Origin of the sequence: Pseudomaricurvus sp. HS19 (genome assembly GCF_009857815.1) — a bacterium.
GTDB lineage: Bacteria > Pseudomonadota > Gammaproteobacteria > Pseudomonadales > Cellvibrionaceae > Pseudomaricurvus.
In genome coordinates this window covers 871,668-897,993 of sequence record NZ_WVVW01000001.1, presented here as the reverse complement: position 1 = coordinate 897,993, position 26,326 = coordinate 871,668, and the positions used below count along the sequence as shown (strand labels likewise).

General features: G+C 58.3%; 31 protein-coding genes. 20 read left to right on the top strand and 11 right to left on the bottom strand.

The features are described 5' to 3' along the window. Positions 1–62: 62 nt before the first annotated feature. Positions 63–812: a 4Fe4S-binding leucine-rich repeat protein gene (locus tag GSF27_RS03965; protein WP_160965918.1), complete on the top strand. Its 750-nt coding sequence runs from the start codon at positions 63–65 to the stop codon at positions 810–812. 19 nt (positions 813–831) lie between these two features. Here GSF27_RS03965 and GSF27_RS03960 read toward each other — a convergent pair whose 3' ends face one another. From GSF27_RS03960 to GSF27_RS03945, 4 genes are all read right to left on the bottom strand, one after another. Continuing rightward, entirely contained in the window at positions 832–1,827 is a 996-nt protein-coding gene (locus GSF27_RS03960; protein WP_160965916.1) for an NADP-dependent oxidoreductase, read from the bottom strand. A 135-nt stretch (positions 1,828–1,962) separates the two neighbouring features. Further along, positions 1,963–2,223: a DUF2164 domain-containing protein gene (locus GSF27_RS03955; protein ID WP_160965914.1), complete on the bottom strand. Its 261-nt coding sequence runs from the start codon at positions 2,221–2,223 to the stop codon at positions 1,963–1,965. A 222-nt stretch (positions 2,224–2,445) separates the two neighbouring features. Further along, the gene (locus tag GSF27_RS03950; protein ID WP_160965912.1) at positions 2,446–2,910 is read right to left on the bottom strand and encodes an ankyrin repeat domain-containing protein; all 465 of its coding nucleotides are present in this window, start codon (positions 2,908–2,910) and stop codon (positions 2,446–2,448) included. 12 nt (positions 2,911–2,922) lie between these two features. Further along, the gene (locus GSF27_RS03945) at positions 2,923–3,333 is read right to left on the bottom strand and encodes a nitrogen fixation protein (RefSeq protein WP_160965910.1); all 411 of its coding nucleotides are present in this window, start codon (positions 3,331–3,333) and stop codon (positions 2,923–2,925) included. Positions 3,334–3,648: 315 nt separating this feature from the next. Between GSF27_RS03945 and GSF27_RS03940 the strand changes: the two genes are divergently transcribed. After that, positions 3,649–3,846 carry a hypothetical protein gene (locus GSF27_RS03940; protein ID WP_160965908.1) on the top strand — a complete coding sequence of 66 codons (198 nt, stop codon included), beginning with the start codon at positions 3,649–3,651 and terminating at the stop codon, positions 3,844–3,846. A 172-nt stretch (positions 3,847–4,018) separates the two neighbouring features. Here the strand turns inward: GSF27_RS03940 and GSF27_RS03935 are convergent, their stop codons facing one another. Next, entirely contained in the window at positions 4,019–4,498 is a 480-nt protein-coding gene (locus GSF27_RS03935; RefSeq protein WP_160965906.1) for a bacteriohemerythrin, read from the bottom strand. A gap of 233 nt (positions 4,499–4,731) precedes the next feature. Then, positions 4,732–5,019 (bottom strand): (2Fe-2S)-binding protein, encoded by a 288-nt coding sequence (locus tag GSF27_RS03930; protein WP_160965904.1) that lies wholly within the window; start codon positions 5,017–5,019, stop codon positions 4,732–4,734. Positions 5,020–5,596: 577 nt separating this feature from the next. Here GSF27_RS03930 and GSF27_RS03925 point away from each other — a divergent pair. The 5 genes from GSF27_RS03925 (at position 5,597) to GSF27_RS03905 (ending at position 10,115) form a co-directional block, all read left to right on the top strand. Beyond that, complete coding sequence (locus tag GSF27_RS03925) at positions 5,597–6,151, top strand: hypothetical protein (protein WP_160965902.1); 555 nt, start codon at positions 5,597–5,599, stop codon at positions 6,149–6,151. Positions 6,152–6,434: 283 nt separating this feature from the next. Continuing rightward, entirely contained in the window at positions 6,435–7,298 is an 864-nt protein-coding gene (locus GSF27_RS03920; RefSeq protein ID WP_160965900.1) for a TOBE domain-containing protein, read from the top strand. A gap of 153 nt (positions 7,299–7,451) precedes the next feature. Continuing rightward, on the top strand, positions 7,452–8,312 hold the full coding sequence (locus GSF27_RS03915) for a hypothetical protein (protein WP_160965898.1): 861 nt from the start codon (positions 7,452–7,454) through the stop codon (positions 8,310–8,312). 215 nt (positions 8,313–8,527) lie between these two features. Further along, the gene (locus tag GSF27_RS03910; protein ID WP_160965896.1) at positions 8,528–9,469 is read left to right on the top strand and encodes a hypothetical protein; all 942 of its coding nucleotides are present in this window, start codon (positions 8,528–8,530) and stop codon (positions 9,467–9,469) included. 229 nt (positions 9,470–9,698) lie between these two features. Then, the gene (locus tag GSF27_RS03905; RefSeq protein WP_160965894.1) at positions 9,699–10,115 is read left to right on the top strand and encodes a GNAT family N-acetyltransferase; all 417 of its coding nucleotides are present in this window, start codon (positions 9,699–9,701) and stop codon (positions 10,113–10,115) included. A 3-nt stretch (positions 10,116–10,118) separates the two neighbouring features. Here GSF27_RS03905 and modC read toward each other — a convergent pair whose 3' ends face one another. From modC to GSF27_RS03885, 4 genes are all read right to left on the bottom strand, one after another. Beyond that, positions 10,119–11,216 carry a molybdenum ABC transporter ATP-binding protein gene (gene modC, locus GSF27_RS03900; protein WP_202410258.1) on the bottom strand — a complete coding sequence of 366 codons (1,098 nt, stop codon included), beginning with the start codon at positions 11,214–11,216 and terminating at the stop codon, positions 10,119–10,121. A 21-nt stretch (positions 11,217–11,237) separates the two neighbouring features. Next, a complete protein-coding gene (gene modB, locus GSF27_RS03895; protein ID WP_160965892.1) occupies positions 11,238–11,927 on the bottom strand; it encodes a molybdate ABC transporter permease subunit in 690 nt (229 codons plus the stop codon). 57 nt (positions 11,928–11,984) lie between these two features. Further along, entirely contained in the window at positions 11,985–12,731 is a 747-nt protein-coding gene (gene modA / locus GSF27_RS03890; RefSeq protein WP_202410257.1) for a molybdate ABC transporter substrate-binding protein, read from the bottom strand. A 117-nt stretch (positions 12,732–12,848) separates the two neighbouring features. Beyond that, positions 12,849–14,156 carry an OprO/OprP family phosphate-selective porin gene (locus GSF27_RS03885; RefSeq protein ID WP_160965890.1) on the bottom strand — a complete coding sequence of 436 codons (1,308 nt, stop codon included), beginning with the start codon at positions 14,154–14,156 and terminating at the stop codon, positions 12,849–12,851. A 482-nt stretch (positions 14,157–14,638) separates the two neighbouring features. On the opposite strand from GSF27_RS03885, the gene nifE reads away from it, so the two are divergent. The 10 genes from nifE to GSF27_RS03835 all read left to right on the top strand — a co-directional run bounded on the left by nifE (position 14,639) and on the right by GSF27_RS03835 (position 22,597). Beyond that, positions 14,639–16,045: a nitrogenase iron-molybdenum cofactor biosynthesis protein NifE gene (nifE, locus tag GSF27_RS03880; protein ID WP_160965888.1), complete on the top strand. Its 1,407-nt coding sequence runs from the start codon at positions 14,639–14,641 to the stop codon at positions 16,043–16,045. Between the two features lie 5 nt (positions 16,046–16,050). Then, positions 16,051–17,442, top strand: coding sequence for a nitrogenase iron-molybdenum cofactor biosynthesis protein NifN (gene nifN, locus GSF27_RS03875; RefSeq protein ID WP_160965886.1), 1,392 nt, complete (start codon positions 16,051–16,053; stop codon positions 17,440–17,442). Continuing rightward, a complete protein-coding gene (locus GSF27_RS03870) occupies positions 17,442–17,906 on the top strand; it encodes a NifB/NifX family molybdenum-iron cluster-binding protein (RefSeq protein ID WP_160965884.1) in 465 nt (154 codons plus the stop codon). The genes nifN and GSF27_RS03870 overlap by 1 nt, the downstream gene beginning before the upstream one ends. A 47-nt stretch (positions 17,907–17,953) precedes the next feature. Then, positions 17,954–18,421: a NifX-associated nitrogen fixation protein gene (locus GSF27_RS03865; RefSeq protein WP_160965882.1), complete on the top strand. Its 468-nt coding sequence runs from the start codon at positions 17,954–17,956 to the stop codon at positions 18,419–18,421. Between the two features lie 28 nt (positions 18,422–18,449). Continuing rightward, positions 18,450–18,653, top strand: a complete 204-nt coding sequence (locus GSF27_RS03860; protein ID WP_160965880.1) for a CCE_0567 family metalloprotein — start codon at positions 18,450–18,452, stop codon at positions 18,651–18,653. Positions 18,654–18,878: 225 nt separating this feature from the next. Beyond that, complete coding sequence (locus GSF27_RS03855) at positions 18,879–20,417, top strand: phospholipase D-like domain-containing protein (protein ID WP_202410256.1); 1,539 nt, start codon at positions 18,879–18,881, stop codon at positions 20,415–20,417. Positions 20,418–20,719: 302 nt separating this feature from the next. Then, entirely contained in the window at positions 20,720–21,019 is a 300-nt protein-coding gene (gene fdxB, locus GSF27_RS03850) for a ferredoxin III, nif-specific (protein ID WP_160965878.1), read from the top strand. Between the two features lie 6 nt (positions 21,020–21,025). Further along, positions 21,026–21,349 carry a ferredoxin gene (locus GSF27_RS03845; RefSeq protein WP_160965876.1) on the top strand — a complete coding sequence of 108 codons (324 nt, stop codon included), beginning with the start codon at positions 21,026–21,028 and terminating at the stop codon, positions 21,347–21,349. A 17-nt stretch (positions 21,350–21,366) separates the two neighbouring features. Further along, a complete protein-coding gene (locus GSF27_RS03840; protein ID WP_160965874.1) occupies positions 21,367–21,759 on the top strand; it encodes a hypothetical protein in 393 nt (130 codons plus the stop codon). 58 nt (positions 21,760–21,817) lie between these two features. Next, positions 21,818–22,597, top strand: coding sequence for a DUF364 domain-containing protein (locus GSF27_RS03835; RefSeq protein ID WP_160965872.1), 780 nt, complete (start codon positions 21,818–21,820; stop codon positions 22,595–22,597). A gap of 38 nt (positions 22,598–22,635) precedes the next feature. On the opposite strand, the gene GSF27_RS03830 is transcribed toward GSF27_RS03835, so the two are convergent. Next, positions 22,636–23,124 carry a TIGR00645 family protein gene (locus GSF27_RS03830; protein ID WP_160965870.1) on the bottom strand — a complete coding sequence of 163 codons (489 nt, stop codon included), beginning with the start codon at positions 23,122–23,124 and terminating at the stop codon, positions 22,636–22,638. A 525-nt stretch (positions 23,125–23,649) separates the two neighbouring features. On the opposite strand from GSF27_RS03830, the gene GSF27_RS03825 reads away from it, so the two are divergent. From GSF27_RS03825 to nifS, 3 genes are read left to right on the top strand one after another with little or no spacing between them, the layout of a single operon-like run. Beyond that, positions 23,650–23,973 carry an iron-sulfur cluster assembly accessory protein gene (locus tag GSF27_RS03825; RefSeq protein WP_160965868.1) on the top strand — a complete coding sequence of 108 codons (324 nt, stop codon included), beginning with the start codon at positions 23,650–23,652 and terminating at the stop codon, positions 23,971–23,973. Positions 23,974–24,028: 55 nt separating this feature from the next. Continuing rightward, positions 24,029–24,994, top strand: coding sequence for a Fe-S cluster assembly protein NifU (gene nifU, locus GSF27_RS03820; protein WP_160965866.1), 966 nt, complete (start codon positions 24,029–24,031; stop codon positions 24,992–24,994). 13 nt (positions 24,995–25,007) lie between these two features. Then, positions 25,008–26,216: a cysteine desulfurase NifS gene (gene nifS / locus GSF27_RS03815; RefSeq protein WP_160965864.1), complete on the top strand. Its 1,209-nt coding sequence runs from the start codon at positions 25,008–25,010 to the stop codon at positions 26,214–26,216. The last annotated feature ends 110 nt before the right edge of the window (positions 26,217–26,326 follow it).

Genomic DNA, 26,326 nt, shown 5'->3' with positions numbered 1-26,326 from the left:
GATGATAGGGCTCCTGTTTATAGGGCTCTTGTGTACCGAAATGTGATGTACGGACCTGGATTATGAGTCGCGACGACTACTGCGATGGTGACCTGACGCCACGCGCCGATTGTCTGGCCTGCCGCTTCAGTGTGGATCTGTTGCCGACAGGTCGGTGTGTACCCGGTGACGCCTGTGTTGCCGTTGACAGTGGTCGCCAGATCGACCGTTTCTTTCGTCGTAATCCGGAGCTGGCGGTGGACTATATTGCCGACAGCTTCTGGGAGCGTCGCGCCATCTCTGCCCGCTACCTGCCGGTGGAGAAGCTGGACGAGCTGATCCGTGATCCCGATGAGGCCGTGCGCCGCGCCGTAGCCTACCGCCTGCCGCGGGAACGTCTGATTGAACTCATCAACGATGAGGATCGGGAGGTTCGTATTACCGTGGCTGACCGCCTGCCGGTGGATCAGCTGGAGCGTTTGGCTACGGATTCCGACTATCTGGTGCGAGCCTACGTAGCTCAACGCGTGCCCCCAGGCCGTCTGTTCCGCTTTATCCGTGATGAAGATCGTCAGGTTCGCAAGTTTGTGGCCCGCCGGCTGCCGGAAGAGACCCTGGCGTTGATGATCTACGACCCCGAACCGGAAGTGCGGCGCATTGTTGCCGATCGCCTGGAGGGTCCTTCGGTGGTGCCGTTGTTGCAGGATGAGGATTGGACGGTCCGGCTCACGGCAGTCATGAATGCCCCGCTGGAGGCACTGTGCGCGTTGCAGGAGGATTCGGACCCGGAAGTGCGTGATGCGGTGCAGCAGCGGTTGCGGGAAGAGGTTTGAGAGCAGTTAACCCCGCGGGTTAAAGCTTGACCAGCATCTTGCCCCTGTTTTTACCGTCGAACAGACCAAGAAATGCGTCGACGGCGTGATCGATACCCTCATAAACTGTCTCTTCGGATTTCACCTTTCCCTCGGCAATCCAGGGCGCCATCTGGCTGGCAAACTCCTCGAACTGATCAAAATAATCCATCACGATAAAGCCCTGCAGGGTCAGCTTTTTCATAGTGATGAACAACAGGTTGGTGGGGCCAGGCTGGGGCGTATCGGCGTTGTAATCAGCGATCATGCCGCACACCGGAATACGGCCGTAGTCGTTCATCACATTTAATGCCGCCTGCAGATGGTCGCCACCCACGTTCTCGAAATAGACATCGATTCCCTCCGGCGCCGCAGCCTGCAGCGCCTGGGTTAGGTCGTCCACCTTGTTGTAGTTGATCACCGCATCGACCCCCATGGATTTGACCAGTTCGGCCTTTTCGTCAGACCCGACCGAGCCAATCACGCGGCAGCCGCAGAGTTTGGCGATCTGGCAGGCCACACTGCCGACAGCACCGGAGGCTGCTGACACAAACACCGTATCGGTGGGTTTCAGATGCGCCACTTTGATAAGCCCGACCCAGGCGGTTAAGCCTGTCATGCCCATTACCCCAAGGAAATACTGGTCGGGCAGGGGCACATCCGGCAGTAGGGTGAAATCCTGGCCGTCGCTGATAAAGGCGGTACGCCAGCCACTGATATGGCTGATTTTGGCACCGACGGGAAACCTCGGGTTGCGGGACTCCACCACTTCGCCGATGGCGCCACCATCCATCACGGCATTCAGCTCGAACGGCGGGATATAGGATTTGCGGTCAATCATGCGCGTCCGCATATAGGGGTCGACCGACATCCAGGTGTTTTTCACCAGTACTTCGCCGTCTTTCAGGTCAGGCAATGCCACTTCGACCAGCTTGAAATTCGCCTGTGATGGTACCCCTGCAGGGCGTGAGACCAGATGGATCTGCTGGCTGTTCATACTGGCATACCTCGGAAGCTGAAGGGGACGGAATGGGCAGGACCTGGCTGTGCCTCCGCGGCAGTTGAAGTGCCGCATGGTTGTAACAGCAGGGCCTGACAGGAAATGTAGGACCAGATTGCGGTTAATTCAAATTCAGGTCTTGTTGCCGATTGAAACCGGCTTTTCCAGCTGCAGCAGCAGATCGGATATCTCGGATACTTTTTCCGAGATCATGGTTTCGGCGTCGTACAGGCCCCGGTTGTAGAAAAAGCCGCCCATCTCCCCCGCAAAGAAATCGATAAGAAATTCAGCGTCAAAGTTGCCAATCTCCTGATGCATCTCTTCCCGAAAGTAGAATTTGACCTTCTGGATCATGATCTCCCTTTCTTCTCTGGAAAATTCGATTTTATCCATCGTCAGGGCTCCGGGGGCAGGTTATGCAAGAGGCGGACAGGGGGCTGGTTGCGTCAGCCGTTAGTCATTGGTCCGGGGAAACTCAGGATACGGAGGAAGTTGGCTCAACGCCATGGGGGGAGGCGATATTTCTGCGGCGTAGCACAGGGCACCTCGCGATAAAAGTGGCGCCGCGCACGCCGTTGCGAACAGACTCTTCGCAAACGGCGGGCGGGTGCGGGTTCAGGATGCCTGCGCCGACAGATCCCGTGTTGCGGCTTTCAGCAGCCGCAGGCAACCAATGGTGCTGGCCAGCTCCAGTGCAGAAAAATCGTCCAGCGATTTCAGGCGGGTATCCGCGCCTTGTTGCAACAAAAAACTGACCCAGCGGTCCTTGCCCGCAGAGGAGGCGTACATCAGTACACTGGCCCCGTTATCGTTCTGGTTGTTGATATCGGCTCCGGCGGCGAGCAGTTCTGTTGCCAGCTCAAAGCTGTCGGAGACGACACAGGCCCAGAGGGCATCGGTGCCGTCCATATTGCGGTGCAAGACATTGGCGCCGGCCTTGATCAGGTCGCTGGCGATGTCGTGCTCACCCTGTCGGCAAGCCAGCATCAGGGGAGTGTCATTGTGGCGACCCGGGGCGTTGATGTTGTCTGCGTCAAAGCCGTGGTTGCTGATCCATTGCAAGGTAGTGGGGGTTGGCATGTAGATTCCTTTTCAATAACCGGCTTGACGGGTTTGGTGGTTGTGAGGGTCCAGGCAGGTGCTCTCGTCGTGCCCGCCACCGGCGGGCAGGTCGCCGCGCAGGTAGCCGGTGAGGGCCAGCATCGGGTCGGTCTCGGCGGTGGTAATCAACTGCACCTCACGGTCGGCCAGGCGGCGTATTACGCCGTCACCGGCGGAACCGGCAATAGCAATGTCCACACTGTGCAGCGGGTGGCGGTTGCCGTCGCCGCGCACATGCCATTCGTGGAGGGTGCCGCTGGATGTCAGGGCGATCTCCCACACAGGTTCCGGAATAGAGGCGCTGGATGGCAGCGCGAAGACCCGCCAGTGCCGTGCGCGACCGGCGTGGGGTGACAATTGGCCGTTGGGATCAACGGCGACGGCGATCAGTAATTCGGACATCGGTTCTCTCCGGTGTGTAGCGTTTGCGACGAAGGGTCACAAATCAGTGTCATAGAATTTACCTTGATACAGATCAAAAAATTGCTGCTTCTATTGGTCCTTTCTAACTGATTGATTTTCTGCAGAATTCTCAACCGATTTTGTTCGCGTACTGCTGGTACGTATCTGGCAACACTCACAGTGCTGATTCGATTCGCCGTAGCCGCCGGGCGGAACCGTTGTGAATCGACTGTGATAGTCCATCTCATGTTGATAGACACCCGCTGCCCGGATCAGGGTGAAACGCCGGTGTCCATAACCAAAAGGAACACAATCATGGCTGAATATTTCCTGGAACCTCTTGCTACCCAACCTGCCAGCTTTCAGGTGCATGAAAAAAATTGTGCTGACCTGCAAAGCAAGATCGACGCAACCCGTTACCTGGGGTCGTACGGCAATGCGCAGGCTCCCCTTAACAAGGCGCTGGGTTTGCACAACCACGTGGATTTCTGTCCAACCTGTCTCAAATCCTGACCCTTCGGTGGAGCCCTCGCCCGGACTATGACCGGGTGAGGCGCCTCCGGATAACTATTCCGGCCTGTGCCTGTGCGCTCCTGTCAGTGCACTCCCGCAGAATGGGGCCCGGTCAAGGGGCCGGTCAAAATAGCCCGGCACAGGCGACCAAGGACATTCCCCGATCTGAGGGTTACCCGTGGTCGCTGCTGTCATCGGTCAGGTGCGCTGCCAGCGCGCTGTCCATGGTTTTAACATGGGCGGAAAACCAATCCAGCAGATTGTCCCGAACCCAGGCCCGGGCCATGGTGCTGCGGCCGGCCCGGGCCCGCTGGCAGAAGCGCTCCATGTCACCCAGAATGCGCTGGTGTTCAGCCCGGTGTTCATTCAGCAGGCGATGATCAGAGCTGTGCATACGCAACTCTTCTTTCTCGAAGTGCTCCTGGGTATGTTGCAACAGCTGCTGCAGCGCCGGCGCAAACTCGGCGGGTTGCGCGCTGGCGGCCTGTTGGGCCAGCTGCATGAACTCGTCGTGACTGTGATCCATCTCGGCGTCGCCGAGGCTGTAACCGGCTTCGGCGCCGGCGCCAGTTGTGGCGGGTGGCTGGCTGTGTTCTTCCTGCGGCACAGCTGCCGCAACACCAGTGCTGGTGTGAATCGGAGAAGGGCGCATAATCATTCCTCAGTGTTAGGTCATCAGGTTCACGGTAATGCTGGTCAATACCCTTTTCACAGCAAGGGACAGTGATGCCTGGCTACAGTGCGCTCGCTAAACAGGTGAACTCCGTTAATCAATAGTCAGTCATCCCGGTCGCGGTTTTTGTTGGCGGCCTGCCGGGGCAGGCGGTCGGTGCGACCTGGGTTGGGGGGCGCTTGTGGCGCCCTCCGTTGACACCGGGTCGGGTGTCAGGTGCCGGCCAACTGCAAGTTGTCACTGGCAGTCAGGCTTGCGGTAGCGGCAATCTTCTGAGTCAGGGGAGTGATGTTGTTCTGCTGCCTTGCATCTGCCCTGGCGTGGCTTTTGGCACACTGTTGCAGGGAAGAGTGCAGTTGATCGCGGGCGCAGGAGGCACAGCGACCGCACTGCGTTGCCACTTTCAGGTTTTCCCGCAGGTCTCGCATGCAGCTGGCGCCTTCAGTGACAGCCTGGTCTATATGCAGATCAGTGACTCCGTGACAGACGCAGATGTACATGCAAGGCTCCCGACAGCTCTCTCTAATGCCTCTGCTGCTACGATCATCAAAGACGCCGGGTCCCTGAAATCACAAGCACAGATAGCAGTTATCAACATGACTCATAAGGTTGTGCATTGGGTAGGTTGCAAGGAGCGGGCCGCTTTTTAATCACATTCTTCGGCGAGCAGAGCACGGGAAATCAGTTACTTACGCAGGCAGCCCGGCATACAGTGTCGGAAATCACACAGCTTTGCGGAGTCCTTGATTTGGGTCTTTGTCGCGCTTGCGACAAATTCCGGCCAGTGTCCGGGAATGCCACAGCGGTTGCCACGCCCGTCCCGCCCGGCCTTTGCCTGCCTGCTGCAGTCGGGAGTGATGCAGAGAATGTCGAAAAGCAGTTTAAAAACAGGAGGCTGCCTGTACAGATGTGATTCTGTTGAGCCTGATTTCGTATGCCGCCCCGGTAGCTTACCGGGGGGCAGTGTCGCTGGCGCTGAAATTGCAAAACAGTGTGTACGCTGAATCGGAACAGCAGTAGTGAACTGCGGAAGCCGCTGGTCGCTGTTTCCGGATTAACACACGTGAGGAGCACTTTATGAAACTGATTGATATCGCCTTTGCGGATGATGCTTTCAAGGCTGCGGTTCTGGCCACGGGTGTCACAGAGGCCGAAGAGGTGACAGAACTCAATGCCCGTAAAAAGGGTATCCGCGACGTCAGCGGCATCGAGTTCCTGACCAATCTGAGGGAATTGGACCTGACCCGTAATCAGATCAGCAAGCTTGATCTGAGCCAGAACACCAGTCTGGAACTGCTGTTTATCGGTAACAATCAGTTGGAGGAGCTGGATCTTTCCGGCCTGCCAAACCTGATGGAGTTGCATCTGTTTATGAACGATGTGGCTGAGCTGGACCTGACTCACAACCCCAGGCTGGAAGTACTGTTTGCCAATGACAACGACCTCAGTGATCTGGATCTGGCCAGCAATGGCAAGTTGCTCGAGGTGATGGTGAGTGGTAATAGCCTGCGCGGGCTGGCGTTGCCCGAGAGTGCGACACTGGAGTCGGTGGAGGCACGCCACAATCTGTTGTCTGACGATATCAAGACATCCCTGCAGCAGAAGCTGAGCAGCTGTTCCTTTTTGTTCTGAAGCCCGGCCCCGTTGCTCCCGTAATCCGCGGGGCGTAAACCGGGGGGCGGCAGGTTCTGGTGGTCGTGGGGAGGCAGTATGCCAGGGTTGGCTTCGCTGGTGTGTCCGCCAGCCGCCGAAGCCCCCGTGTATCCAGCCGCTAAGCCCCGGGCATCTGTCAGGCAGGCATCGGTTAATGGTCATCGGCTAATGGTCATTGCCCGCTTGCCTGTTGTAACCTAGTGGCTGTCGATACCAACCAAGTTCAGGTTTGCGCCACTTTTGCGCCACTACGGCTTCGCCCATGTCAGAGAAAAAACCTACCGTTACTCCAGCCGGCAGACCGCCGGCAACCGGACAAATCGTTGCAACAGGTGCTTCAGCATCGCTGTCCGCTTCCCTGACCCTCGCCGGGCAGGGCCACAATCAGCTGGCTGCAGAGCAGGTGAGGCTGCTGGAGGCGATCCAGACCGCTGGTTCCATCAGTGGTGCCGCCCGCATTATCGGCGTCAGTTACAAGACCGCCTGGGATCGCATTGACACCATGAATAACATGGCTGCTTCTGCGCTGGTGGAGCGTTCCGCAGGCGGTAGCCAGGGGGGCGGAACACGACTGACACCATTCGCCGGGCAACTGATCCAGGGCTTCCGGGCGATGGAGTCGGAACACCAGGCCTATCTGCAGCGACTTGGCCAGGCAGTGCACAGCCTCGAAGACGTCGCCGGCTTCATGCAACTTGGTACCATCAAAACCAGTGCCCGCAACCAGTACCGTGGTGTCGTAACCTCGGTCGAGCCCGGCGCGGTGAATGCCGCGCTGACGCTGGCCATCAGCGACACCCAGCAGATCCACGTTATCGTCACGGAAGCCAGTCGCAAGGAGATGCAGCTGGAGCCGGGCAGGGTGGTTGTTGCGCTGGTGAAGTCTTCCTCGGTCATGCTCAGCACTTCGGCACAGATGATGATCAGCGCCCGCAACCGCCTGCAGGGGCGCATCCTGCGTATCAACCCGGGGGCGGTGAACTGTGAAGTGGCTATTGATATTGGCGGCAGCAAAACCATCCTCGCGGTTATCACCAATGACAGTGTCGGGACCATGGGCCTGACCGAAGGCGATGAGGTGTGTGCGTTTTTCAAGGCATCCAGCGTTATCCTGCTGGCGGATTGAGCCGCAGCGCATTCTGTTTTGATACTGACGGTGTTGTTCGGCTCTGCAGCCGCCATCGGGTGGCGCCAATATTGGTTGACCGCTGCTGCAGGTGCTAAGCTGGCGAGCGTGGAGTGCGTGAGAAACTTTGCGCCTCAATACCCGAGCCTCGATATGAACACCAATCTTCTCAAGCTGATTTCGTCACTGGCCATGCTGTGCCTGGCGGCTTCACTGGCCTACCTGAGCTATGCCATCCTTACACTGGTGCGCGACCTGCCGGCGGTTATGGAGAGCCTGCAGCAAACCTCGGCACAGATTGAGCCGGTGGTCGAGCAGGCGGACAGTATCACCCGCCTGATTCCGGAGATATTGAGGGAGGTGGAGTTGGTCAGGGAGCAGATCCCACCCATCCTGGACGAAGTAAAGGCAACCCGGGAGGCGGTCCCCCCCCTTCTGGCGGAGTGGCAGTCTACCCGCACCGAGACCATTCCACAGGTGTTGCAGGAGTCTGCGGCCATTCGCGGGGAACTGCCGGCGATTTTACGGGAGTCCGAGGGGTATCGGGCGTTGGTACCTGACGTACTGACGGAAACCGGGAATATCCGTGCCTCCTTACCGGTGACGCTGACGCGGCTGGAAGGTATCGTCGATGAGGCCAAAACCATTGCCAGTTCCGCCGGGGAGAACGCCGTCACCGGCCTGGTGACCGGAATTTTCAAAGCACCCTTCCAGTTGATGAGTGGTGTTGGCAGAACCTTGTTCCCGGCCAGTATGGAGCTGTCCAAAGAGGACTACCAATTGGTGGAGAACAAGGCGGCCGCGATGCTGGCGCAGTCCTCCGTGAATGACAGGCAGGTCTACTACAATGACGATCGCAGCCTGAAAATCGTTATGGAAGTTGAACGCGAATTTAACAAGGGTGCAAAGCTCTGTCGCGAGCTCGCCATTCAACTCACCAAAAATGGCAAGAATGACTCCAGTCAGAAAATTGGGGCTTGCCTGACCGCAGACGGCCGCTGGACGCTCGAATAAGCCCTGAAAAACCGTTACTACCACCCCTGGGGGCGGGACAGAATGGCCCGGGGTTCGCCTCCGCCTCTGGTGGCGTGATTCTAATTCTATAGTGGTTGCCCACAACGGATGACCGCGCAATCGAAAGGCAGGATGCTATGGCACGAAACAGGATCGTTGTTCTGGTCACACTTTTTCTGGTTTGCGGGACAGCAATGGCCCGGGCGGAACTGGATTTGGCCAGCTTGCGCAGCAACCTGCCGAACCTGGATTGGAGCGAAGTGCAGCAGGGGGAGATCACCTATCTGGAGATGCCGCCGCTGGAAACCGAGCCGGCAGCCATTGCGGTTCTGTTTGCCGCGCAGGTTAACGGCGGCCTGGGGGCGGTTCTGCAACAGTTGCAGCAACCGCTGCCGGATACCTTCACCTTACCCATTGATGTCAGCAGTCCGGAGACCATTCGCCGATCCCTGCAGCCGTTTACGGTGGCAGCGGGGGATGACATCAATATGCGCTGGTTCCGCAATCCGTCCGCTGACGGAACCTACAACGTCAACACGGCGGAGTTGGGATTGTTGCAGCAAGCCGCCGCCGAACTGCGGGCGGAGCCAAAGGATCTCGAACCGTTGAACGACGCCATACGGGAGTTCTTCGCCCGTCGCGTTGAGGCCTATGTAAAACAGGGACTGGCCGGCATTGAGTCCTATGATATCGATGGCAAGCAGGTGGCAGCGGGGGATTACCTGGCGGGTTCGCTGCAGCCCCTGCAAGTTGTCAGTAAGCTGGAGCCCGGTTTTTACCAGGCTTTTCTGGAGTATCCGCAGCTGGAAGCGGGAAGTACTGACAAATCTCCTTACCAACACCACTTTTTCCTGGTGGTGGAAAACGATAACGGACAACGCATCACTTCCCTGCGTCACTGGATGCTGGAGCAGCGGGATAACTCGGCGCTGATCGCGGAACGCAAGTTCTATATCAGCCACTCCCTGGACGCCATGCATACCCTGATCTACATCGAGCAGGCTGCTGACGACCGCAGCTACGTGGTGTTGAGCAATACCACCTTCACCCAGAAAGTTACCGGTATGGGGCAGTTTATCGCCCACAAGGTGGGCAGGGCCAAAATCGAAACCACCATCCGGCCCATGCTGGTGTCATTGCAGAATGCGTTCAGGTAAATCGCTGTCCGCTCCCTCGCCTCAGCTGCAGGGTTGTGCTGCAATCTCTGGGCTTGCCGGTGACGGGTTTGCCCAGACACCGACAGCCGATGGTAAAAGCAGGGGCTACTGACTTGATTAACCAATATACTGCACAAACACGCCTTCGGTAGCGACAGGGCATGATGGCGCACCGCCACGCAGCGTGTCTGTTGGTCGATTCAACGTCAATCCATCGTGGATCCCTTTCATGGACATTCAATACAAGGTTAATGCCGCGGTCGCCAGTGACCAGTTTATCAACCTGCTCACCGATTCCACCCTGGGGGAAAGACGACCGGTTGAGGATGAGGTGTGTATGGCCGGCGCGATAGCAGGCAGTAATCTGGTGGTTACTGCCTGGCAGGGAGAGCAGCTGGTGGGTATGGCGCGATCGTTGACTGATTTCCACTACGCCTGCTATCTCTCTGACCTGGCGGTGGCCAGTGCTTACCAGAGACAGGGTATTGGCAAGCAGCTGTTGAGACTTTCACAGCAGCAGCTGGGGCCGCGGTGCAAGATCATCCTGCTGGCAGCGCCAGCGGCCAATGACTATTACAGCACGCTGGGTTTTACCAATAACCCCCGTTGCTGGGTGCTGGACCGCAACGTTGCTGTGCCGGAGTAGGGACTAAATCACAGCAACAGATTTAATCTGTGCCCACACCCGCTTGCCGATCTCCAGCCCAAGCAGATGTGCCGAGCGGCGTGTCACACGCGAGATAAGAAAACTGCTGCTGCCGGTATCAGTGCCGGTACTGCTGCTGGTAATTTTGAGCTTCACCAGCGCCAGCCCTTCGTGCTCATCCACACTGATGTCTGTCACTTCGGCGGGCAGCACATTGATGATGCTGGTGTCGTTGTGCAGGGATGCTGACAGGCTGACGTCACGAGCCAGGATTCGTACCCGCACCAGGCTGTGCAGGTCATTGCCGCTGTCGCGCAGCCATACGGGGCCACCGAGGCACTGAACCTTTACCAGCTGCCATTGGGCATCCAGCTCGGTGACCACACCTTCCAGCACAACACCGGCCTCTTCGCCGAGCTTGATGGGGAAGTCGAGCCTGGCAAGGGTGTCGCTGAGTGTCCCTGCGGCGAGCACGCGGCCATTCTCCATAGCCACCAGATAGTCTGCCAGTTTCGCCACCTCGTCCGGTGAATGGGTGACGTAGAGGATGGGCAGTTTCAGTTCCCTTTTCAGCTTCTCCAGGTAGGGCAGGATCTCCAGTTTGCGAGCCGTGTCCAGTGCCGCCAGCGGTTCGTCCATCAACAACAGCTGGGGCTGGATCAACAGGGCCCGGGCAATGGCCACCCGTTGCCTCTCGCCACCGGAGAGCTGCTCCGGTCGCCGCTTCAGCAGGTGCCCAATGCCCAGCAGTTCAATCGCCTGTTGTAACTGGATTGGCTGATCCACGACCGGAGCGCGCTTGATGGCGTAGTCGAGATTGCCTTGCGCTGTCAGGTGGGAAAGCAGGCTGGCTTCCTGGAAGACGTAGCCGATGGGACGCTTATGCGTGGGCAGGAAATGACCGGCGGATTGCCACACTTCGCCGCGAAAACTCAGCTCACCTTCCTGTGCCCGCTGTAAACCGGCGATGCAGCGCAACAGGGTGGTTTTGCCGGAACCGGAATGACCGAACAGTACGCTGACACCGGTGGCGGGAAGTTGCAGGTCGGCCTGCAGGGAGAAGTCCGGGTATTGCAAATGAAACCTGGCGTTAATGCTCATAATCAGTATTGGTCCCGGAAGTTACTTGATGGCGGTGGTGAAGCCGGCACGGGGGTTAAGGGTGTACAGCGCCAGCAGCACCACAAACGAGAAGGCCACCATGGTGAACGCCAATGCGTGGGCGCTGCCGTAATCCAGTGCTTCCACATGATCGTAGATGCGGACGGAGACAACCTGGGTCTCACCGGGAATGTTGCCGCCAATCATCAGTACCACACCAAACTCACCCACCGTGTGGGCAAAACCCAGGACGGCGGCGGTGAGAAACCCGGGCCTTGCCTGTGGCAGCAACACCGTCCAGAAGCGATCCCAGGGGCCCGCGCGTAAAGTGGCCGCTACTTCGAAGGGCCGCTTGCCGAGAGCTTCAATGGCGTTCTGGATAGGCTGTACCACAAAGGGCAGGGAGTAGATCACCGAAGCCACCACCAGACCGCTAAAGGTGAAGGGCAGGGTGCCCAGACCCAGGGTGCTGATCAGTTCGCCCAACGGGCCTTTGGGGCCCATGAAAATCAGCAGGTAAAAGCCCAGCACACTGGGCGGCAGGACAATGGGCAGTGCCACCAGCGCATTAACAGGGCTTTTCCAGCGGCTGTTACTGTTGGCCAGCCACCAGGCGATGGGCGTGCCGATCACCAGCAACAGCAGGGTAACCACAAATGCCAGTTTGGTGGTGAGCCAGATGGCGGTGATGTCGGCGTCAGAGAAAAGCATTGAGTGGCTCCTGCGGTGGTTCTTTCCCGGTGGCAAATGGCTTAATGGTTATCGGGATTAAGGTTGCACTGTTGCATAGCCGTAGCGCTGGATGATCTCCCGGGCAGTATCACCCTTGAGAAAATCGAGCAGCGACTGACTGGCAGGATTGTCTTTACCTCTCTCCAGAAGCACGGCGTCCTGGTGGATGGGCGAGTGCAGCTGGCCGGGCACCACCCAGGCGCCGGTTGGTGGCGTCCCACCTTTGATGATCTGGGAGAGGGCGATAAAGCCGATATCGGCGTTGCCGGTGAAGACAAATTGCCAGGTCTGGCTGATGTTCTCGCCGGTAACCAGCTTGCTGGCTGCGCTGTCCGCCACTCCCAGTGCCTGCAGTGTTTCCATGGCGGCGGCGCCATAGGGAGCGAGGCGTGGATTGGCGATAGCGAGTTTGTTGTAATCACCGCTTTCCAGCAGTCTCTTTGCGTCGGTGCTGTCACCACCGTAGAGTGCCAGTGTGCCGACCGCGTAGGTAAAGCGACTCTCTTTGATGGCCAGCCCGGCGTTAACCAGTGCTTCCGGCTTGGCAGTATCCGCGGAGAGAAAGGCATCGAAGGGGGCGCCGTTCTGTACCTGCGCGAACAGTTTGCCCGAGGAGCCAAAACTGACGCTGACGGTGTGTCCGGTCTGCTCTTCAAAAGCGTGGGTTATGGCTTCCATGGGTGCGGTGAAGTTGGCTGCCACGGCGATGCGGGTGCTGCCGGCGAGGCTGCAGGTGCTGGCGCCAAGGCACAGCAGCATGATTGATAATTGACGGTACATCATTGTGTTCTACTCCTGTCCGGCGTTTTGTTTTGTCGCCGGCGGTGATCTTTGGTCCCGGGCACCAGTGGCTGGCACACGAAAAATAAAAATGTCGTTATGAAATACAGTCGCTGGCTATCAATAGGCGAACTGCAGGCGCACCTGAATGGCATGCAGGGATTCGCCATCGGCGGGGCCGCCATCAATATCAACCACATGCACCCAGTTGCCGGACAGGCGCAGGTTGCGGGTGGGATACCAGTTGACGCCAATGGTGACGTTCTCCTCCACACCTCCGTCGATGTCGGCGTCGCTCAGGTCCATGGTTGAATAGCGCAGGGCCAGCTCCCAGGCACCTATACCGCCGGCCCCAAAGGCGTAATCACTGCTGACACCGCCATAGAGCCCGGTCGCGGCGTTGTAGGTGCGGGGATTACCCACCAGCACCCAGGCACCTTGCAGGTACCAGCCGTTGAACGAGAGGTCGGCGTCATTGTCGCGATTCACATCCGCCTGCAAATACTCGGCCTGCAGGAAGGTATTGCCGAAATGGCTGGCCACTTCCAGGCCGTACAGTTGCAAGTTGTCCACATCACCGATGGTGCCGGTGTCAATCAGGTACTCATCGGTCTGGTGGGATTCGGGACGGGCGCGGAAGCGGGCGGTTTCACCACCCACAGCCTGGGTAGGCTCGCGGAACTGACCGGCCAGTCCAAAGTGAAGACTGCTGTCGCTGCTGGCAATGGGGGCCCAGGTGAAGCGGCCGCTGACACCACCGCCTTCGTCCTCACCGGTTTTGGTGTAAAGCTTTTCGCCCATGATCATGCCGGCTGCCGACCAGTGGTCTCCGCCGCTGCTCACCATCACCCCCGGGGCCCGGGAGATGACAAAGGCGTTGGCCAGTGAGCGCTCCATAAACGGTACCTCCCTGGCGGACATCAGCTGCTCCTGGCTGAAAGGTACCTTGAAGTGGCCGGCGGTAATGTTGGCGGCGTCCAGGCCGCTGTAACGCACATAGCCGTCGGTCAGTTCAGTGCCGCTGCCGGCAAACAGTTCCATCTCAAACTTGTAGTGCCAATCCTTGTCCAGCGTACCCTGCAGGTAGAAGCGGCCACGGCGCATCTCTGTACCACTGTTGTGATCCACCTCTTCGGCCCCTTTATAGGCGGCAGTGTCCAGCTGCATGTAAGTTCCGACTTTGGCGCTGTAGCGTTTGTCGGGGCTGGTGATTTTCAGACCCTGTTTCAGATCAATGGTGGCAGTGTTGCTTGCCGGGGCTGGCGCTTGCGGCGGGGACTGCAGCAATTGTCGGTGCTCTTCAGCGCTGATCACTCCTTTCTGCAGCAGCAGATCGGCTACTGCCTTGTCCGTCGCCTGGGCAGGCGATATGGCCAGTGTGCCGAGAAGCCCGGTGAGGCAGGCTGCCAGTGTGGTGTTCTTCGTCATGGGGCGCTCTCCGTGGGTAATGTGTGAATCCGTCGTTGCAACGCTTTAGGCGTAAGCGGTTGCAGTGAGCTGTACTACACCCCCGGCAATCACTATCCGCCGTTGCCGGGCGGGGTGCAGACGAAGCGTTATAACGCTGAGTATATAACGGCAAACAACGCGCCAGATATCTCTTTTGACGGTTGGTCGCGAACCTGTTTGATTTTAACTTCATGAAATATATGGATAAAAACGAATTTCCCGCACGGGCGGGCGCTGTGCCGGCAGGCCGCGCAAGTGTGTGGCGAAGCTGACAAAGCGCGCTGTTGTCGTGCAGGGTAATAACGCTTTGTCGTATTTGCTGCAAGGCGTGTGTCGTGTCGTAATGGCTACAGCTGTTTAAGATCTGAAAACCTAATAAAAACATGGGCTTATGTCTGTGGCTCAAGTCTTGCACCTCCAGCAGTAAACGCCTTATGTACCCAGTTGCCGGAGAGCCATGCATGAAAGCCAAGGACATAGCCGAACTTCTCGATGAACCGGCCTGCGAGCACAACAAGAAAAGCAAATCCGGCTGTGCCAAACCCAAGCCTGGCGCGTCGGCGGGCGGCTGTGCCTTTGACGGCGCCCAGATTGCATTGCTGCCCATCGCCGATGTAGCCCATATCGTTCACGGCCCCATCGCTTGTGCCGGCAGTTCCTGGGACAACCGCGGCACCCGCTCCAGTGGGGCTCAGCTCTACCGTATCGGCATGACCACCGACCTCACCGAACAGGATATTGTCATGGGACGTGCTGAAAAGCGGCTGTTCCATGCCATCAGGCAGGCCATTGAAGAGTACAGCCCACCGGCGGTGTTTGTGTACAACACCTGTGTGCCGGCGCTGATCGGCGACGATGTTGATGCCGTCTGTCGCGCCGCAGAGGAACGCTGGAACGTGCCAGTGGTACCGGTGGATGCTGCCGGATTCTACGGCACCAAAAACCTGGGTAACCGCATTGCCGGTGACGCCATGGTCAAATATGTGATCGGTCACCGTGAGCCCGATCCGTTGCCTGAATCCGCTCAGCGTCCCGGAATCAAGGTGCACGACGTCAACCTGGTGGGTGAGTACAACATCGCCGGGGAGTTCTGGTATGTGCTGCCACTGCTGGATGAGCTGGGTATCCGCGTGCTGTGTACGCTCTCCGGCGATGCCCGCTTCCACGAAGTGCAGACCATGCACCACGCCGAAGTCAACATGATGGTCTGCTCCAAGGCGATGCTCAACGTCGCCCGCAAAATGGAAGAGACCTACAACATCCCCTGGTTCGAGGGCAGCTTCTACGGCATTACCGACACCTCCCAGTCACTGCGGGATTTCGCCCGCCTGATCAATGATCCGGATCTCACCGCCCGCACCGAGGCACTGATCGAACGTGAAGAGGCGCGTATTCGCAAGGCATTGGAGCCGTGGCGTGAGCGTCTCGAAGGCAAGCGTGTGCTGCTCTATACCGGTGGCGTGAAGTCCTGGTCGGTTATCTCGGCGCTGCAGGACCTGGGGATGAAAGTGGTGGCTACCGGTACCAAGAAATCCACCGAAGAAGACAAGGCGCGCATCCGCGAGCTGATGGGCGACGATGTGAAGATGCTGGACGAGGGTAATCCCCGCGTGTTGCTGCAGACCGTTGCCGATTACAAGGCCGATATCCTTATTGCCGGTGGCCGCAATATGTACACAGCGCTGAAGGCGCGCATTCCGTTCCTCGATATCAATCAGGAGCGTGAGTTCGGTTATGCCGGCTACGACGGCATGCTGGAACTGGTGCGTCAGCTGGCGCTGACCCTGGAGAGTCCGGTGTGGGAGGCGGTACGTCGTCCCGCGCCCTGGGCTGCCAGTGACAACGGTGTTCTAACTGCCAACGGGTGACTCCAATGACCGAGATTCTCAAGCGCAAGAAACCGCTTTCCGTAAGCCCGCTGAAAACCAGTCAGACCGTGGGTGCGGCGCTGGCATTCCTGGGTGTGGCCCGCTCCATGCCTCTGATGCACGGTTCGCAGGGCTGTACCGCCTTTGCCAAGGTGTTTTTCGTGCGTCACTTCCGCGAGCCGGTACCACTGCAGACCACCGCCATGGATCAGGTCAGCTCGGTAATGGGTGCTGACGACAATATTGTTGAAGCCCTGCGGGTGATTGCCGAGAAGAACAGCCCCTCGCTGATCGGCCTCTGCACCACCGGTCTCGCGGAAACCCAGGGTGCAGATATCAAGCGCGCGGTGGCTGAGTTCCGCCTCGAATACCCCGAATATGAAAATGTGGCGGTGGTTGCGGTCAACACCCCGGACTTTGCCGGCAGTTTTGAAAGTGGTTATGCACTGGCGGTGCGCGGGATTATCGAGACCCTGGTACCGGAAGAGCGCGAGCGGGTAGGGCTGCGAAAACGTCAGGTGAATGTACTGTGCGGGGCAAACCTGACCCCGGGCGACATTGAATTTGTGGTGGAGAGCATTGAAAGCTTCGGGCTGCGTCCGTTGCTGATTCCCGATCTCTCAGGCTCGCTTGATGGCCACCTTGATGACGGCGACTACAACGCACTGACTACCGGTGGTGTATCGGTGGAAGAGGTTGCAACGGCCTGCGAAAGCATAGCGACCGTGTCGGTGGGTGAGAGTATGGCGGCGCCGGCGGTGTTGCTGGAGAAGCGCACTGGTGTGCCGGCCTACCAGTTTGGCCACCTGCTGGGTCTGGATGCGGTGGATGCCTGGTTCCAGACCCTGTCCCACATCAGTGGCGAGCCTGTAGCCCCGCGCTGGCAGAAACAGCGCCGGCAGTTGCAGGACGCCATGCTGGATACCCATTTCATGATTGGCCTGTCACGAGTGGCCATCGCCTCCGATCCCGACATGCTGGTGGGGTTCGATCGCCTGATCAGCGCCATGGGCGCGCAGACCGTTGCCGCCGTGGTGCCTGCCAAGGGACCCGCATTGCTCAACAGCGAGCTGGCCGAAGTGCAGGTGGGTGACCTGGAAGACCTGGAAAAGCTGGCGCGGGAAAATGGTGCCCAGTTGCTGCTGGCCAACAGCCACGGTGTGGAGAGCGCACATCGGCTGGGTATTCCCATCCTGCGTGTCGGCTTCCCGCAGTACGACCTGGTCGGTGGCTTCCAGCGCTGCTGGTTTGGCTATCGCGGTACTACCCAGGCGCTGTTTGACCTGGCCAATATCGTGTTGTCCCACCATCAGGAAACACAACCGTATCACTCGATTTACGCGCAGAAATCCTCCGAGCAGATTCCGTTGATGGCGACCAATGACTGGAGGCACTGATGACGGAGGTCACGCGACAGCTACGGGTCCTCGACGACGGCGATGATATCGCCATGCTGCGGGTGGCGTTTGCCACTTCTGATCGCAAGATGATCAACCAGCATTTCGGCTCCGCCAGTTCTTTCGCTATCTACGGGGTCAATCCGGAAGACTCGCGTTTGCTGACGGTCATTGAATTCGGTGACCTGACCCACGACGAGGACAAGCTGGCCGCCAAGCTGGAACTGCTGAAGGACTGTATCGCAGTTTACTGCCGTGCCTGTGGCGCGTCGGCGGTACGGCAACTGCTGACCCAGGGCATACAGCCGGTCAAAGTGAGTGAGGGCGCCACCATCGAAGAGATGATATCGGCGCTGCAGGACGAGTTACGTTCAGGCCCATCCAGCTGGTTGGCAAAAGCCATCCAGCGCAACGGTGACCTGGGACGTTTCGATGCAATGGAATCCGAGGGCTGGATTGAGTAATTGGTTTAATGACATACCGCCTGCTACAGGCAGCAAGTGAGGATCTTATGAACGATTTGGTACTAACAGAAAACGAAGCGCTGATGGAGCACCCCATCGTCCGTCAGGTGGTCACGCAGTTGCGCGCGCTGGACAGCTACGGCACCTACGATACCTGGCCTGACTACAAGGTGCTTGATCCCATGATCCTCACCAAGGAGCGCCGTCGTGAGATCCCGGTCGTGGGCGATCCCGACGAGATCGTGATTTCACGCCTCAAGGCCTACTACAACAGCATTGCCGCCGGTATTGAGCGCGAGTGTGAGTTGATGGCAGTGCCATTCGTCAATCTGTCGCACGAAGGATTTGGCAAAGCGCTGATCCTGGTGGGGCGCCTGGTGGCTGTAAACAAAACCCTGCGTGATGTGCATCGTTTTGGTTTTGACTCCCTGCCGGACATGGTGGCGGATATGGAGAAAATTGTTGGCCAGGCGGTTGACCTGATCAAGGCGCATCGCGAAGTCGCAGAACTGTAAGTAACGGAGAGAGTACGGAGAGAACACCATGACTGACGACGAACTGAAAACCATGAAGAAAGAAGTGGCGGGCAAGAAGCGTATTGCCATGGACTTCGCTTCACAGGTACACGACCTGGTGGAAGATCGTCTTTTGACTGATTACAAGGAGCTGGTGGCGCTGGCTGAGAGAACCGTTGCTGCCTGTGAGGAGTGGGCTGTCGCCGACTCCGAGTATCGCTCCGTTACCTGATGACAAAGGCTACCTGATGGCAAAGGCTATCTGATAGCAACAGGGTATCCTCGTTGAGGCTTACAAACCGGCACTGCGCAAGCAGTGCCGGTTTGTGCCTGTGTGCCAGTACTGTGCTAGTCTCTGCCGGTAAGCGTAACCGGGACTGACTGAAGAGCTGCAACCTTGTTACCTGCCACTGAGCAGGGGGGGTGGGGCGGCCTGAGGTCGGCAGAGCAGGTATTATTGGACAGTTATCTCAATCGTATCACCGCTGAGATGGGGCAGTTGCTGGGCAGCCTGCCCTGGGAGTGGCTGGTTGCCGCACTCCACCTCATTCTCGCCCTGATGGCGACTGTGCACGCCTTGCTCTATAAGCGTGACCCACGTGCTGCGCTGGGTTGGGTGTCCATGTGCCTGTTCTTTCCCCTTGCGGGTTCGCTGCTCTACTACACCTTCGGAATCAACCGGGTGCAGACCCAGGCGCATCGTCTCAGTGGTGGGCGGCGTTTTCGGTTCCGTGTGGGTTATGAGCGTGGCTCGCTGGTCCATCGACCGACACCGAGCCTGCAGCTGGACGATGATGACCGGCAGCTGTTCGTCGCCGTAGCCGATCACGTCTCCACCTTTCCCCTCTGTGAAGGCAATCGCATCACCATGCTGCGTAATGGTGAGCAGGCCTATCCTGCCATGTTGGCCGCTATTGCCGGTGCCGAACACTACGTACTGTTGATCACTTACCTGTTTCAGTGGGATGCAGTGGGGCGGCAGTTTGTGGCAGCCCTGAAGCAGGCTCAGGCCCGGGGTGTGAAGGTGTATGTACTGCTGGACGGCGTTGGCGAATGGTACTCCTGGCCCGGGGTGGTGGTGAGGCACCTGCGCCGTGCCGGCGTTGCCGTGGAGCGTTTTTTGCCACCCCGGTTGTTGCCTCCGTCGTTTTCCATCAATTTACGCAATCACCGCAAGATCCTGGTGGTGGATGGTGAGCAGGCGTTTACCGGGGGGATGAATATTGGTGTGCGCCACCTGCTGGAGAGCGAGTCGGCGCATCGCACCAGTGATCTTCACTTTGCCATGCGTGGCAGTGTTGTGCAGCAGCTGCAGCAGGTGTTTCGCAGCGACTGGCAGTTCGCCAGCGGTCGCCCGTTGGACCTCCTGTTGCCACCGCAAGTGCCGCAACAAGTATCGCTGCAAGAGACGGTGCAAGAAGCGTGGCATGCAGGTACCAGTGATGAGAGCGTTTGTTGCCGTTGCATCAGTGACGGGCCGGGAGAGGATCTGGACCGCATTGCCCTGGTGCTGATGGGCACTATCTCGGCGGCGCGGGAACAGCTGACTCTGATCACTCCCTATTTCCTTCCCTCGCGTGAGCTGATTGGCAGCCTGCAGGCGGCGGCGTTACGGGGTGTGGCGGTGACCGTGATATTGCCGGAGAAGAGTAATCTGCGGATGGTGGATTGGGCTTCGCGCAACTTATTGTGGGAGTTGTTGCAGTACGGCGTGCGCGTCCGCTATCAGCCTCCGCCATTCGCTCACACCAAGCTGCTATTGATTGACGGGCACTACGCCCAGGTGGGTTCAGCCAATATTGATGCCCGCAGTTTACGACTCAACTTTGAGCTCAATGTGGAGATTCACGGTGCCAGCGCGGTTGCGCCGCTGCAGGCCTATGGCGATGAGATCCTCCACGCTTCCCGCCAGGTCACGCTGCGGGAAATTGTCAGTCGACCCTTGCCGGCCCGCATCCGCGACGCCGCCTGCTGGCTGTTCCTGCCCTATCTCTGATTCCTGCAGCTGGTAACGCCTGTCATTTTGGTGCTTTCCCGTCGCGTCTTGTGCCGGGTGCATTGTCGCACCTGCGACAAGTATCGGTCGGGGTGCTTTTTGCGACAAGAGCGACAGTCCACGCTGGTTTCTAACCCTCTGATATTTCAGGTATTGTCGTATTTTTGTCGGATGGCATATGGCTTGCAATCAGTCACGGAAAGAGCCACGCAAACAAGTGGTTAACCGCACCGTGATAAGCCAGGCCTACAACAGAAATTATGGCTCGTCGTGAGCCAACCGGAGCAAACAGGAGACAGGACATGAACGATGCCGTGATCGTCGGCCGTACCCGCGGCGGCGCTGATTGGACGCCCGAATTCGTCACCGAGCTGGACGCCAGCAAGTGCATTGGCTGCGGCCGCTGCTACAAGGTCTGTCCACGCAGCGTATTCGAGCTGGTGGAGCGTGGCGAGATGATGGATGACGACGATGACTTTTACGATGACGATGACGAGATGATGGTCATGGTTATCAAGGACGCCATGGATTGTATCGGTTGCATGTCCTGTTCCCGGGTCTGTCCCAAGCAGTGCCACACCCACGAAGCCTTGGCGGGGTAAGCGATCATGGCCAAACCAGAGTACTACGTCTTTGTCTGCTCACAGCAACGCCCGCAGGGCCATCCCCGTGGCAGCTGCGGTGAGCGCGGCGCAGCGGGCCTGATCCCGCGCCTGTCCCAGAGCCTGATGGCTCGCAACATGCACCAGAAGGTTTCCATCGTACCGACCGCGTGCCTGGGGCCCTGCAGTGTGGGAGCCAACATGTTGGTGTTTCCCGGTGAGGTGCTCTACAAGGGCGTGATGGCGGATGACCTGGACAGCATTGTCGACAGTCATTTTGTCAATGGCCAGCCTTTGGCTGCAAAAGTTGCACCGGATGCCGTATGGTAAGCCCGGGGAGCGATAACGTGAGCTTGAAACCAACCTATCAGGAGCGTTTGCAGGAGCGCCTGGCAGCGGAGCAGGGTGCAATCGCCGCGCTACGCACCGGTTTGCAGGCAGCTCTCAGTAAACTCGGCTTTGATGACAAGGCCGGTGCCATTGACGAGCCGCTGGTGAATCCGGAGCTACGTCGTGACAGTTACGAGGGCACTGATTCCCTGTTCGCCGAGTGGCGTACCCCCAGCGGCGCACTGTTGGGTTACCTGCTGATTCACGGTGCTGGTCAGATTTACGCCGAGTATGACGTGCTGGCCGCCCATCCCACCAAGTCGCAGTGGTTTATTGAGGCGGTGACGGCCTGGGGCAGTGCCGAAGCGGTAAAAACCGAACCGCGGCTGTTGCCGGCCCTGCAGGACTGACAGACGGTACCGCGCAGGCCAGTATCCGATCCACCATTCACGGGGTCTACCGCACTGCATGAATAACATCGCTATCCACGCCATGTTGCAGAGCAAAGCCATGGAGCAGGCGGGCGATGCCCACATTACCCGGGTGTTGATGGGGATTAACTGGACGGTGGTTGAGTTGGGTTGGGGCGATGGCAGCTGCAGCCAGGGACTCTGCTTCAGCCCGGTGGCCATTCCCCGTCATATTCCCTGGGCCGGCAGCCTGCGGGGCCGTCATGCCAGTGAGTTGGCTGGCTGGCTGACCATGGATGACTCTGCGTCGGTGACTGTTGGTATTGCTACCTGCAATGCCATCCTCAATGGCCCGCATAATAGCTTGCTGCAAAGCGCAACAGAGCTGTTGATGCCGGGGCAGCCGCATCTGGCGGTGTTCTCTCACTTCGCGCCACAACTGGCGGGTAAGAAAGTGGCCATTATCGGGCGCTACCCCCAGCTGGACAGCTTCCGGGAGCAGTTCAGTTTTGACTGTATCGAGAAGCGACCGGGGCCCGGGGATCATCCGGAAGAGGCTGCCGGGACTCTGTTGCCTGAGGCGGATTGGGTGTTTATTACCGCCAGTGCCTTGGCCAATGGCACACTGGCGCGTCTGCTGCAGTGGAGCGCCAATGCTACAACGGTGCTGATGGGGCCGACCCTGCCTTGTGTGGCGGAGTGGCGCAATTTCGGGGTGGATTACCTGGCGCCCGTGCAGGTGCATGCCCCCGGGCTACTGTTTGACATAGTGGCAGAAGCGGGGGGCACCCTGATTTTTGGTAATGCGGTAGGTTACCGCGTCCTGCCTCTGGCCTGACTACCGTTCCCCAGGCCCGAACCGGCCCGGTGCCGCAATCACTTGCGGGTCAGTTTATCCAGGTAACCCATGGCGAACGCCGAGATAACAAAAGTGATGTGGATCAGCAGGTACCACATAATCTTGTTGTCGTCGGTATTCTCGGTATTCATAAATATCTTCAGCAGGTGGATGGAGGAGATTGCCACAATGGAGGCCGCCACCTTGTTCTTGAGTGAGCCGGCATCCAGCTTGCCCAGCCAGCCCAGTTTTTCCTCGCCTTCGTCTACATCCAGCCGCGACACAAAGTTCTCATAGCCGGAGAACATCACCATCACAATCAACCCGCCGACCAGGGTAAGGTCAATCAATGACAGGGTTACGAGTACCAGATCCACCTCTTTCATTTCAAGGATGATCGGGAAGATGTGGAAGATTTCCTGAAAGAATTTGATGCCCAGCGCCACCAGGATCAGGCTCATGCCCAGGTAAATGGGGGCCATCAGCCAGCGGGAGGAGTACATCAGTTTTTCGAGCAAGCGTTCCATGGTGATCCTGTGATTTAAGGGATTTTCAGGCCCGCAGCGGGGCAGGGCGGCATTTTACCCGAGATTGGCACCCATCGTAATAGTGGGTCTTGCCCCGGCTACATGCCGGGGGGAAGCCTGTGTTGCGACAGGCCGATACAGGCCAGTGCAAGGCGGCGCTGTCCCGGACCTGCGGCCGCAGCGTTCATTGCCTGGCCACTTTCGTTGAAGGGGCCGGCATTGCCCGGTTCGCCATATCCTTTTGCTGCTGACAGCCTGCCAGCAGCGTCTTCCCCGGGTTGTTTGAATTGTTGTGTGAATACTGACACAGGCTTTCGCTGCCGGCGCCTGTAACAATTGTCGTATCTGCGACAAACCCTCCGTTTCAAGACAACCATAAACCCCGCCTCACGCGACACCGTAAATTCCAACCTATTGAAAAATAACAAATAAAAATGCTTTTGGTCAGTGGCACAGGCGTTGCACCTCCCTCCTTTGAAAAGCTTGCAAAGCAAGTATCGAATCAACCTCAACGGAGTCACACCCATGCTGACATTAACCAACAACGCCGTGAGTGCCGTGCAGCGTTTTATCGATTCTGCCGGTAAGCCCATAGCTGGTTTGAGGATAAAAGTTGAAGGGGGCGGTTGTTCCGGCCTGCAGTACGGCATGCGGCTCGAAGAAGCTGCAGCCGAAGATGACTCGGTGATGGACTTTTCCGGCGTCAAAGTTCTGGTGGATCCACAAAGTGTGGAGATGCTCGACGGGGTCACTGTTGATTTCCTGGATGGGCTGGAAGGTTCGGGCTTCAAGTTCGAAAACCCTAACGCCACCGGCAGCTGCGGCTGCGGTAAATCATTCGCTTGCTAAGCCAACCTAAATATCTGAGTGATAGCCTCAGAATCACGGCAGGAGATAAATAGCCATGTGGGATTATTCTGAAACGGTAAAAGAGCATTTCTACAACCCCAAAAATGCCGGCGCAATTGAAGAGGCCAACGCAGTGGGCGATGTGGGCTCCATCAGTTGTGGTGACGCCCTGCGTCTGACCCTGAAAGTGGAACCAGAGACCGAGATCATTCTCGATGCCGGCTTCCAGACCTTTGGCTGCGGCTCCGCCATCGCCTCATCTTCCGCCCTCACCGAAATGGTGAAAGGCAAAACCCTCGACGAAGCGCTGAAGATCAGCAACCAGGATATCGCTGATTTCCTCGACGGCCTGCCTCCCGAGAAGATGCACTGCTCCGTCATGGGTCGTGAAGCCCTGCAGGCTGCAGTGGCCAACTACCGCGGTGAAGAGTGGGTGGACGATCACGAAGAGGGCGCGCTGGTCTGTAAGTGCTTTGCCATCGACGAAGTCATGATCCGCGACACCATCCGTGAGAACAATCTCAGCTCTGTACAGGATGTGACCAACTACACCAAGGCCGGCGGCGGTTGTTCCTCCTGCCACGAAGGTATCGAGAATATCCTCATGGAAGAGATGCAGGCCCGTGGTGAGACCTTTATGCCCGGCGCCATCCAGAAGAAGAAGGCCAAGCCTGCGGCACAACCTCTGGTCACCCTGGAAACTCCTGAGCCCGCTGCTGCCCCTGCTGCCGGTGGTATGAGCGCCTTCCAGCGTTACAAGAAAATCGAGGAAGTGATCGAGAAGGTTCGTCCCAACCTGCAGGCCGATCGCGGCGATTGCGAGTTGCTGGATATCGACGGCAAGAACATTTACGTGAGCCTGGTCGGCGCCTGCAGTGGCTGTCAGATGGCGGCCATGACCGTTGGCGGCATCCAGCAGAAGATGATCGAAGCCCTGGGTGAGTTCGTGAAGATCATTCCGGTTGACAAGGCTCAGTACGCCGCGCAGCTGGCCCAGAAGCAAGCAACCGCGTCAGCGTAACCGGAGGTGTCTCATGAATGATATCTATCTCGACAACAATGCCACGACCAAATGTGACCCACTGGTGGTGGAGGCGATGCTGCCATTTTTCACCGAGCAGTTCGGCAACCCGTCTTCCCTCCACAGCTTTGGTAACAAGGTGGGACTGGCACTGAAAAATGCCCGCAAAAGCGTGCAGAAGCTGATCGGTGCCGAGCACGATTCAGAGATCATCTTCACCTCCTGCGGTTCCGAGTCAGACTCCACCGCCATCATGTCGGCCCTCAAGGCCCAGCCCAATCGCACCGAGATCATTACCACTGTGGTGGAACACCCTGCGGTACTGAACCTGTGCGAGTACCTGGAGACTGAAGGCTACACCATCCACAAGCTCAAGGTGGACGGTAAGGGCAATCTGGACATGGACGAGTACAAATCGCTGCTGAGCGACAACGTGGCCATCGTCAGTGTGATGTGGGCCAACAACGAGACCGGCACCATCTTCCCGGTGGAAGAGATGGCGGAGCTGGCTGACGAAGCTGGTGTGGTGTTCCACACCGACGCGGTACAGGCTGTGGGCAAGCTGCCTATAGACCTGGAGAACAGCGCCATTCACATGCTCTCTATTTCCGGTCACAAACTGCACGCCCCCAAGGGCGTGGGCGTGCTCTACCTGAAGCGCGGCGTGCGCTTCCGTCCGCTGCTGCGTGGTGGTCACCAGGAGCGCGGTCGTCGTGCCGGTACCGAGAACGTCGCCAGCATTGTCGGTCTGGGAGTGGCAGCTGAACTGGCGCTGCAGAACATGGAGCACGAAAACACTGTGGTAAAGGCCATGCGTGATCGTCTGCAGGAAGGCATTCTTGCAGCAGTTCCCAACGCCTTTGTTACCGGCAATCCGGATAACCGCCTGCCCAATACCGCCAACATTGCCTTCGAGTACATCGAAGGTGAAGCCATCCTGTTGTTGATGAACAAGATGGGTATTGCGGCGTCCAGCGGTTCAGCCTGTACCTCGGGCTCGCTGGAACCGTCGCACGTGATGAAGGCTATGGGTATTCCCTATACCGCCGCTCACGGCACCGTGCGTTTCTCTCTTTCCCGTTACAACACTATGGAAGAGGTGGAGCGTGTGATTGAGGCGGTACCACCGATTGTGGCCAAACTGCGCAAGCTGTCGCCTTACTGGGGCGAGTCCGGTCCGGTGGAAAACCCCGAGCAGGCCTTTGCTCCGGTCTACGCCTGAGGCCTGGTTCAGCCGGAGCAGGTGCTCAGCGCTGCTCCGGCCCCGGTTTGAACCTGACGGAACCTAACAGCCCGCTGATCACTGAGTGAAGCGCATACCGTAAAGAGAAA

What these genes read in the sequence shown, in the direction of transcription:
- GSF27_RS03825 (WP_160965868.1), top strand. Translation starts at nt 23,650, where the DNA reads ATGCTGACATTAACCAACAACGCCGTGAGTGCCGTGCAGCGTTTTATC.
- GSF27_RS03925 (WP_160965902.1), top strand. Translation starts at nt 5,597, where the DNA reads ATGAAACTGATTGATATCGCCTTTGCGGATGATGCTTTCAAGGCTGCG.
- GSF27_RS03935 (WP_160965906.1), bottom strand. Translation starts at nt 4,498, where the DNA reads ATGCGCCCTTCTCCGATTCACACCAGCACTGGTGTTGCGGCAGCTGTG.
- fdxB (WP_160965878.1), top strand. Translation starts at nt 20,720, where the DNA reads ATGAACGATGCCGTGATCGTCGGCCGTACCCGCGGCGGCGCTGATTGG.
- GSF27_RS03835 (WP_160965872.1), top strand. Translation starts at nt 21,818, where the DNA reads ATGAATAACATCGCTATCCACGCCATGTTGCAGAGCAAAGCCATGGAG.
- GSF27_RS03865 (WP_160965882.1), top strand. Translation starts at nt 17,954, where the DNA reads ATGAACGATTTGGTACTAACAGAAAACGAAGCGCTGATGGAGCACCCC.
- GSF27_RS03870 (WP_160965884.1), top strand. Translation starts at nt 17,442, where the DNA reads ATGACGGAGGTCACGCGACAGCTACGGGTCCTCGACGACGGCGATGAT.
- nifU (WP_160965866.1), top strand. Translation starts at nt 24,029, where the DNA reads ATGTGGGATTATTCTGAAACGGTAAAAGAGCATTTCTACAACCCCAAA.
- nifS (WP_160965864.1), top strand. Translation starts at nt 25,008, where the DNA reads ATGAATGATATCTATCTCGACAACAATGCCACGACCAAATGTGACCCA.
- GSF27_RS03930 (WP_160965904.1), bottom strand. Translation starts at nt 5,019, where the DNA reads ATGTACATCTGCGTCTGTCACGGAGTCACTGATCTGCATATAGACCAG.
- modA (WP_202410257.1), bottom strand. Translation starts at nt 12,731, where the DNA reads ATGATGTACCGTCAATTATCAATCATGCTGCTGTGCCTTGGCGCCAGC.
- GSF27_RS03830 (WP_160965870.1), bottom strand. Translation starts at nt 23,124, where the DNA reads ATGGAACGCTTGCTCGAAAAACTGATGTACTCCTCCCGCTGGCTGATG.
- GSF27_RS03905 (WP_160965894.1), top strand. Translation starts at nt 9,699, where the DNA reads ATGGACATTCAATACAAGGTTAATGCCGCGGTCGCCAGTGACCAGTTT.
- GSF27_RS03960 (WP_160965916.1), bottom strand. Translation starts at nt 1,827, where the DNA reads ATGAACAGCCAGCAGATCCATCTGGTCTCACGCCCTGCAGGGGTACCA.
- GSF27_RS03945 (WP_160965910.1), bottom strand. Translation starts at nt 3,333, where the DNA reads ATGTCCGAATTACTGATCGCCGTCGCCGTTGATCCCAACGGCCAATTG.
- modB (WP_160965892.1), bottom strand. Translation starts at nt 11,927, where the DNA reads ATGCTTTTCTCTGACGCCGACATCACCGCCATCTGGCTCACCACCAAA.
- modC (WP_202410258.1), bottom strand. Translation starts at nt 11,216, where the DNA reads ATGAGCATTAACGCCAGGTTTCATTTGCAATACCCGGACTTCTCCCTG.
- GSF27_RS03965 (WP_160965918.1), top strand. Translation starts at nt 63, where the DNA reads ATGAGTCGCGACGACTACTGCGATGGTGACCTGACGCCACGCGCCGAT.
- GSF27_RS03920 (WP_160965900.1), top strand. Translation starts at nt 6,435, where the DNA reads ATGTCAGAGAAAAAACCTACCGTTACTCCAGCCGGCAGACCGCCGGCA.
- GSF27_RS03955 (WP_160965914.1), bottom strand. Translation starts at nt 2,223, where the DNA reads ATGGATAAAATCGAATTTTCCAGAGAAGAAAGGGAGATCATGATCCAG.
- GSF27_RS03915 (WP_160965898.1), top strand. Translation starts at nt 7,452, where the DNA reads ATGAACACCAATCTTCTCAAGCTGATTTCGTCACTGGCCATGCTGTGC.
- GSF27_RS03940 (WP_160965908.1), top strand. Translation starts at nt 3,649, where the DNA reads ATGGCTGAATATTTCCTGGAACCTCTTGCTACCCAACCTGCCAGCTTT.
- nifN (WP_160965886.1), top strand. Translation starts at nt 16,051, where the DNA reads ATGACCGAGATTCTCAAGCGCAAGAAACCGCTTTCCGTAAGCCCGCTG.
- GSF27_RS03885 (WP_160965890.1), bottom strand. Translation starts at nt 14,156, where the DNA reads ATGACGAAGAACACCACACTGGCAGCCTGCCTCACCGGGCTTCTCGGC.
- GSF27_RS03950 (WP_160965912.1), bottom strand. Translation starts at nt 2,910, where the DNA reads ATGCCAACCCCCACTACCTTGCAATGGATCAGCAACCACGGCTTTGAC.
- nifE (WP_160965888.1), top strand. Translation starts at nt 14,639, where the DNA reads ATGAAAGCCAAGGACATAGCCGAACTTCTCGATGAACCGGCCTGCGAG.
- GSF27_RS03845 (WP_160965876.1), top strand. Translation starts at nt 21,026, where the DNA reads ATGGCCAAACCAGAGTACTACGTCTTTGTCTGCTCACAGCAACGCCCG.
- GSF27_RS03860 (WP_160965880.1), top strand. Translation starts at nt 18,450, where the DNA reads ATGACTGACGACGAACTGAAAACCATGAAGAAAGAAGTGGCGGGCAAG.